Source organism: Nostoc sp. UIC 10890 (assembly GCF_054786515.1).
Genome location: NZ_JBSGKF010000165.1, coordinates 1 through 1,243 on the forward strand (window position 1 = coordinate 1; position 1,243 = coordinate 1,243).

Here is a 1,243-nt window from a genome sequence, read left to right on the forward strand (position 1 = left end):
CTTTTGTTCTAACCAAAAATCCTCTAAAATATCAACAATAAAATCGCTTGTAACTTTTGATTCTGTAAAGTATAAAAATAGCTCATCCTCCTCTGGAAGAAATATACCGTAAGGAGTTACAGTTGTTTTTGGATTATAATCATGGTCGTCAGCTTTCGCTCCGTCCCGGCTTTTACCCTCGCGATCAAATGAGCCAATCTTAACGCGAGCTTTTGCGTCCATGCTTAGACGTAAAATACTTTTATCTTCTGAAGCATCAATATTAACTAGGTCTAACTGCTCAAAGATGGCATCAGTTTGTGGGATTTTTTTTGAGGTTGAACTTTCTTTACCCTTTTGAGCTTGTAACCTAAATTATTTAATTTGACTCGAATTGTTTCTGATGTATGCAAATTTTCATCGCTATAACCATACTTTTCTATTAGTTGCTTTCTGACTCCTGAATTCAGAATACCTGAATTCTTCTTCAACCATCAAAAAGTCTGTCACAAACACCAAGCGATGGGCGCAACACAGTTCCCCAGGCAGGTTGTCTAATAGGATAGCTATCACTAAACACATTCTGCACGCGATTGCGTAAGTGCTTTTTCTTGCATAGGAAATCGGTGGTATGCGATGTCTATTTTTAGAGCTGTGCCTACGCCCCTCAGTTCTAGCTTGAAACTAGAACTGAGGGGCGTAGTTTACCGCCAACTCTTGGAGACGCTCCGTGCGTTCGGCACTGCTTCCCTTGGATCACCCCTGCACCGCTAATCACATTTAAGAGCTAGTGTCCCGACGGATAAGCGAAGAAAAAAAGCGATCGCTTACTATTGCGTCCACAGCACAAAAGAGCAGCCTCAAGTTAACTAACAATTTGGGTTATTAATTTAACTTTACTGATTTTATTAGCTACTTTTAATTAGTTGTCTGGGCATCATAAGTATTATATAGTGATTATTACTACAGATGCTTCCGAAAATTCCCTTTGTTGCAATTAGCGTTCTGCTTGTAGCTCAAATGTCGTTACCCGTATTTGCCAACAATCTTACCGCTACAGTTGTAAGCGTAGGTGACGGTGACTATTTCTTGAATTCAAAATTCAAAATTCAAAATGCAAAATTAAGAATAAATAAAAATTTTGAATTAATTATACTTCGAGTCAGAGCAAGCACTGATTTAAACAATCAGTGGCGGGTTTCAAACCTTCTAGAAGTACAATTTTGAATTAATAATTTTGAATTTTGAATTGTTTTGATTGTCC

2 protein-coding genes and 1 pseudogene are annotated in these 1,243 nt (G+C 37.8%); 2 read left to right on the forward strand and 1 reads right to left on the reverse strand.

Annotated features, from left to right (window positions below; all coding sequences use genetic code 11):
* Positions 1-437: pseudogene (locus ACWATR_RS40140) on the reverse strand (ISAzo13-like element transposase-related protein); the annotation flags it as partial.
* 178 nt (positions 438-615) lie between these two features.
* On the opposite strand from ACWATR_RS40140, the gene ACWATR_RS40145 reads away from it, so the two are divergent.
* Both ACWATR_RS40145 and ACWATR_RS40150 read left to right on the forward strand, forming a co-directional pair.
* The gene (locus ACWATR_RS40145; protein WP_460345996.1) at positions 616-753 is read left to right on the forward strand and encodes a hypothetical protein; all 138 of its coding nucleotides are present in this window, start codon (positions 616-618) and stop codon (positions 751-753) included.
* A gap of 195 nt (positions 754-948) precedes the next feature.
* Complete coding sequence (locus ACWATR_RS40150; RefSeq protein WP_460345998.1) at positions 949-1,206, forward strand: hypothetical protein; 258 nt, start codon at positions 949-951, stop codon at positions 1,204-1,206.
* Positions 1,207-1,243 lie beyond the last annotated feature (37 nt).